We start from the raw sequence: 5,689 nt of genomic DNA, 5'->3' as shown, positions 1-5,689 counted from the left end.
GCTTCCACTCCGGCGCTTCAGCAGGCGCCGGCCGTCGCCGCCGCCGTAGCCGACGGTGGCAACGGCGGCAACAACAACGGCAAGGGCAACGAGGGCAAGGGCAACGAGGGAGGTCGAGGCGGAGGCGGCCACCGGTACTACGAGGGCCGCATCGAGATCAACGAGCGGTCCTACTTCGCCCACCCCGGCGACTGCATCACCGTCGTCAGCGGCCTGGGCGCCCGGAGCCTGAACATCAACAACGACACCCGCCGGACCGTCCAGGTCTTCCGTGGCGCGGTCTGCGACAACGGCGCTCCCATCGCCACCGTCGGCCCGCGCAGCTCCGCCGCCGGCGTGCACCCGGGCCACGTCCGGGGCATCCACGTCGACCACGGCGTCGTGGCCAGCTTCCGGGTGGTCCGCGACTACGGCTACGGCGGCGGCTACGGCGGTGGCGGCTACGGTGGTGGCGGCTACGGCGGTGGCGACGGCGGCTACGGCGGCGACGACTACTAGAACGCCGCAGGTCGCGTACTGAGGAGCCCCGGCCCGTCGGAATCGGGCCGGGATCCCCTTACGCACCATTCTCCGACAGCCACGCCCCGTGTGCACCCCGCGCGCCCGACGCCGTGCGCGCCAGGTACATGCGGGGCGTGGCCGTTCCCCCGAACCGACCGGTCCGCCGGGGCGTCCCCACCCCGCCGGACCGCCGTGCGCGCCGTTCCCGTGCCCGCCGCGCCCACCCCGCTCACTCGGGCAGCACGAGCTCGCACCACACCTGCTTGCCGCCGCTGACGGGCACCGTGCCCCAGGACTCGGACATGGCCTCGACGAGCAGGATGCCCCGGCCGCCGGTGGCCTCCCAGCCGATGCTGGTGGGTTTCATGGGTGCGCGGGGCGAGGTGTCGAAGACCCCGACCCGCATACGGTGGTTGACGAGCGTGAGGTCGAGGCGGACCCGGCCGTCGGTGTGGACCATGGCGTTGGTGACGAGCTCGGAGACCACCAGCAGGATGGTGTCCATGCCGGCCTCGGACACACCCCAGGTGCGCAGGGTGCGCCGGGTGAAGCGGCGGGCGTGCCGGACCGCCTCGGGGACGCGCCAGACCGTCCAGCTCTCGCGCAGCGGGCGCACGGCCATGCCGTCGTAGCGCATGAGGAGCAGGGCGATGTCGTCGCTGCGGCGGGCGTTGCCGAGCAGCGCGTCGGCGACCAGGCCGAGGTCGGCCGGGTCGGAGCCGGACAGCTCGCGGGCGAAGCCGGCCATGCCCGTGTCGATGTCGGACTCGGGCGACTCCACGAGGCCGTCGGTGGTCAGGGCGAGCAGGGTGCCGGGCTGGAGCCGCAGCGGTGTCATCGGGAAGTCGGCCTGGGCCACCACGCCGAGCGGCGGGCCGCCCTCGGCCTCCGCGATCTCCGTGCTGCCGTCCGGGTGCAGCAGCACCGGCGGCAGATGCCCGGCACGCACACACCAGGCGGAGCCCTCCTCCATGTCGACGTCGACATAGCAGCAGGTGGCGAAGAGGTCCGTCTCCATGTCCATCAGCAGCCGGTTGGCATGCGAGACCACCACGTCCGGGGTGTGCCCCTCGGCGGCGTACGCGCGCAGGGCCGTGCGCATCTGGCCCATCAGGGTGGCCGCGCCCGCGTTGTGGCCCTGGACGTCGCCGATGACGAGGGCGACGTGGTTGTCGGTCAGGGGGATCACGTCGTACCAGTCGCCGCCGAGCTCCAGTCCTGCGGTGGTGGGCAGGTAGCGGGCGACGGCGACCCCGCCGGGCAGCTTCGGCAGCCGGCGCGGCAGCAGCTGGCGCTGGAGCATGCCGATCAGCTCGTGCTCAGCGTCGAAGGCGTGCGCGCGCATCAGGGCCTGGCCGACGAGTCCGGCGGAGGCGGTGAGCAGGGTGCGTTCGTCGGGGCCGAAGTCGTGCGGTGCCTCCCAGCCGATCAGGCAGGCGCCCGCCGTCCGGCCGCCGGCGATCAGCGGCAGGACGGCCAGGCCGCCGGGACCGACCTCGGCGAGGGCGGGTTCGAGGTCGGCGCCGACGGGCCAGATCTGGGCGCGGCCCTCGCGCAGCGCGGCGGCGAGGGTGGGCATGGTCCGCACCGGCGCCTCGGGCCATTCGGTGCGCCACTCCTGGCGCCACACCTCGGGCCAGGCCTCCTGGGCGGGCGGGTCCAGGACGGTGACGACGAGCCGGTCGCCCTCCAGTTCGGCGAGCGCGATCCGGTCGGCCCGCAGCGGCTTGCGCAGGGCGGTGACCACGGCCTGGCTGACGTCGCGGACGGTGCCGGCGGTGGCGAGCGCGGCCGCCAGACGCTGCACCCGGGTCACGTCGCTGACCTCGGTGCCCGGTCCTGAGGCGTCCTCCACGGTGCCCACGAGCCGCGGCGGGCGGCCCTCGCCGCCCGGCAACAGGCGGCCGCGCAGCCGGAGCCACCTCGGCGGGCCCGCGGGCTGCACGACGCGGAACTCCAGTTCGCGGTCGCCGATGGACAGGTGGTCGACCTCCACCACCGACATCAGCGAGGGCAGGTCCTCGGGGACGGTGCGCCCCAGCAGGGTCTCGACCTTGCCGTCGAATCCGTCCCGGGACAGCCCGAAGACCTCCAGGAGTCCGTCGTCCACCTCCACCCGGCCGGTGTCCATGGCGAGGCTGAACGCGTGCGACGCGAGCTCCTCCCCCACCGGTGTCCCGGCCCGGGCGGGAGCGGTGACGGCGTCGGTGATCAGCGCCAGACACTCGCGTTCGTCGGCGCCGAAGCCGCCGGGGCGTTCGCTGACGGCCAGCAGGCATCCTCCGGAGCCGCCGGGCACGGGCAGCGCCGCCACGAAGAAGTCGGGGACGCCCGGCGAGGGCGTGAACCGGAACTCGGGGCACTCGGCGAGCTCCGCGGGGCCGAGCCACACGGGCCGCCCGGTGCGGTGGGCGCAGGCGGCCGGGGAGCGGCCGGACACGTGGTAGCTCTCGCGCAGCCCGTACAGCGTCCGCGGCACACCGGCCGAGTCCACCAGGCAGAGCAGACTGTCGTCGTCACCGCTCGGCGCGTAGACGACGGCCAGCGCCGCGCCCGCGAACACCAGCACCTGTTCGAGCGCGTGGTGCATCCGAACCGGCGCGTCGAGGTCCGCGGCGATCGATTTGAGGGCAAGTTCGGCACGCAACGATCGCGTTCCGCGTCCCGCATCGCCCACACTGACCACGTCCGTAATTACAGCGCGTATCTGGCCCCTGCGCAGCCCCTGTGACCGCCCGGGGAGCTCAGGACCGCCGTCCGTCGGGGAAATCCGCCCGTTCGGAAAGTATCGAACACATCTTTACGCCTGTCTGCGGCATCGTGATCTCGTGACGGCCGTTCACCGTGCGCCTCCGGCGTACAAGGGGGAGATTTGGTCCCTGGGACCCCTCGCGGCCCCAGGAGGTGGTCGCCATGTCCGACGGGCAGAGATCCGAGCAGGCACCGGCCGCCGCCCGGACGCCGGTCGGCCGCCCCCAGCTCTCACTCGCGCTGACGGCACTGATGGACGACGTCCACGCGCACTCCGGCGCGGTGTACCTGCGCACGCCCGACGAACCCGTGCTGGAGATGGTGGTGACGGCGGGCCTGCCGCGGGCGTTCGCGGCGCCCTGGCAGCGGGTCGGGCTGAACGCGCCGATCCCCGTCGCGGAGGCGGCGCGCGAACGGCGGCTGGTCTGGGTAGGCAGCGAGCAGGAGATGGCCCGCCGCTATCCGCGGATCTCGGTGGTCCTGCCCTACCCCTTCGCGCTGGCCGCGCTGCCGGTGGCGACCGCGACCACGGTGTACGGCGCCCTGTACGTGACCTGGCCCGGCTCACACCCCGGACGTCTGTCCGACTACGAGCGCACCCATCTGACGGCGGCCTGCGAGCGGCTCGCGCTGCGCCTGGAGCGCGCCGCCGAGGAGAGCCGCCCGCTGGGTGCGGAGCCCGAGCTGCTCGCGCCGTCCACGGCGCCCGGCGCGGCCGACGTGCTGGGCACGATGGAGGCGGCGCGCATGGTGGCACGACTGCCGTACGGGCTGTGCTCGCTCGATCTGAACGGCCGGATCGGCTTCGCGAACGCGGCGGCGGCCGACCTGCTCGACGTCCCGGTCAGTGAACTCCTCGGCACCCATCTGTGGGCCACCGTGGCCTGGCTCAACGACCCGGTCTACGAGGACCGCTACCGGGCCGCGCTGCTCAGCCAGCACCCCACCTCCTTCGTGGCGCTGCGGCCGCCGGGGACCTGGCTGGCGTTCCGCCTGTACCCCAGCACGACCGGGCTGAGCGTGCGCATCAGCAGGGCGCGCGCGGTGGCGGAGATGAGCCGGGCCGGTCCCCGGCCCAGGGACGGGGCGTCGCGCCTGGTCACCCTCTCGCAGATGCTGAGCCTGGCCGGCGCGCTCACCGAGGCGGCGGGCGTGCAGGACGTGGTGCAGCTGGTCGCCGACGAGATCGCTCCGTCGGTGGGCAGCCGGGCCCTGATGCTGCTGGGCGCGCGGGCGGGCCGGCTCCATGTGCTGGGGCACCGGGGCTATCCGGACGCGCACGTCGTGGAACGCTTCGACGGCATCCCGCTGACCGCGCCGACACCGGGCGCGCACGCCCTGCGCACCGGCCTGCCGGCGTTCTTCGAGTCCCGGGAGCAGCTGGAGCATCTGTACCCGGTCCGGCGGGCGACCCCCGACGGATTCGCGGCCTGGGCGTACCTGCCGCTGATCGCCTCCGGCCGGCCGGTGGGCACCTGTGTGCTCGCCTACGCCGAACCGCACCCCTTCCCCGCGGACGAACGGGCGGTGCTGACCAGTCTGAGCGCGCTGATCGCGCAGGCCCTGGAGCGGGCCCTTCGCTACGACGCCAAGCACCAGCTCGCGCACGGGCTCCAGGACGCGCTGCTGCCGCGCTCGCTGCCGTCCGTCGCCGGTATCGAGGCGGCCGCGCGCTATCTGCCCGCCACCCAGGGCATGGAGATCGGCGGCGACTTCTACGATCTGGTGGACGCGCAGCCGCTGGCGGCGGCGGTGATCGGGGACGTGCAGGGGCACAACGTGACGGCGGCGGGGCTGATGGGACAGGTCCGTACCGCGGTACGCGCGTACACGGCCGTGGGCCAGCCGCCGGAGGAGGTCATGCGCGGCACCAACCGGATGCTGATCGACCTGGGCTCCGAGCTGTTCGCCAGCTGTCTGTACCTGCGGCTGGACCCGGAGCGGGGGCGGGCGGTGATGTCCCGCGCGGGGCACCCGCCGCCGCTGCTGCGCCGGCCGGACGGGCGGGTGCGGGTGCTGGATCTGGCGGGCGGCCCGCTGCTCGGCATCGACGCCTCCGTGACGTACGCGACGACGGAGGTCGACCTCGGTCCCGGCTGTCTCCTGGCCCTGTACACCGACGGTCTGATCGAGTCGCCCGGCGTCGACATCGAGGACGCCCTCGCCGATCTGGGCGCGCGTCTGTCGCTGATCGGGGACCAGCCGCTCGACGCGGTCGCCGAGGACCTCGTACGCAACTACGCGGCCCCCGAGGACCGGACCGACGACGTGGCGCTTCTGCTGCTGCGGGCGAGCGAGCGGCCACCGGCGGCCGGGCCGTAGGCGGCGGGAGAGCGGGCTGCCACCAGAGGGCGTCGCGCAGGCGGCCGCGGACGAGGGACGGTCCGGCCCTCACGCAGGAGCGCCGGACCTATCCACCGCCGGCCGGTACCGCTGG

The 5,689-nt window shown here is 74.2% G+C and carries 3 protein-coding genes; 2 read left to right on the top strand and 1 reads right to left on the bottom strand.

Features of this window, described 5'->3' with window-relative positions:
• Positions 1-498 (top strand): hypothetical protein (locus ABT085_RS43070; protein ID WP_351621677.1); only part of this gene is annotated, 498 nt, incomplete at its 5' end.
• Between the two features lie 232 nt (positions 499-730).
• On the opposite strand, the gene ABT085_RS43065 is transcribed toward ABT085_RS43070, so the two are convergent.
• Positions 731-3,187: a SpoIIE family protein phosphatase gene (locus ABT085_RS43065; RefSeq protein ID WP_351621674.1), complete on the bottom strand. Its 2,457-nt coding sequence runs from the start codon at positions 3,185-3,187 to the stop codon at positions 731-733.
• Between the two features lie 227 nt (positions 3,188-3,414).
• Here ABT085_RS43065 and ABT085_RS43060 point away from each other — a divergent pair, with 227 nt between their 5' ends.
• Positions 3,415-5,574, top strand: coding sequence for a PP2C family protein-serine/threonine phosphatase (locus tag ABT085_RS43060; RefSeq protein WP_351621671.1), 2,160 nt, complete (start codon positions 3,415-3,417; stop codon positions 5,572-5,574).
• Positions 5,575-5,689 lie beyond the last annotated feature (115 nt).

It is taken from the genome of Streptomyces sp. NPDC002265 (assembly GCF_040296125.1).
Classification (GTDB): Bacteria; Actinomycetota; Actinomycetes; order Streptomycetales; family Streptomycetaceae; genus Streptomyces.
Note: the sequence above shows the minus strand (reverse complement) of the source record. Positions and strands in the feature narration are given on the sequence as shown.

Coding starts and splice junctions, on each gene's coding strand:
- ABT085_RS43060 (WP_351621671.1), top strand. CDS start 3,415: ATGTCCGACGGGCAGAGATCCGAGCAGGCACCGGCCGCCGCCCGGACG.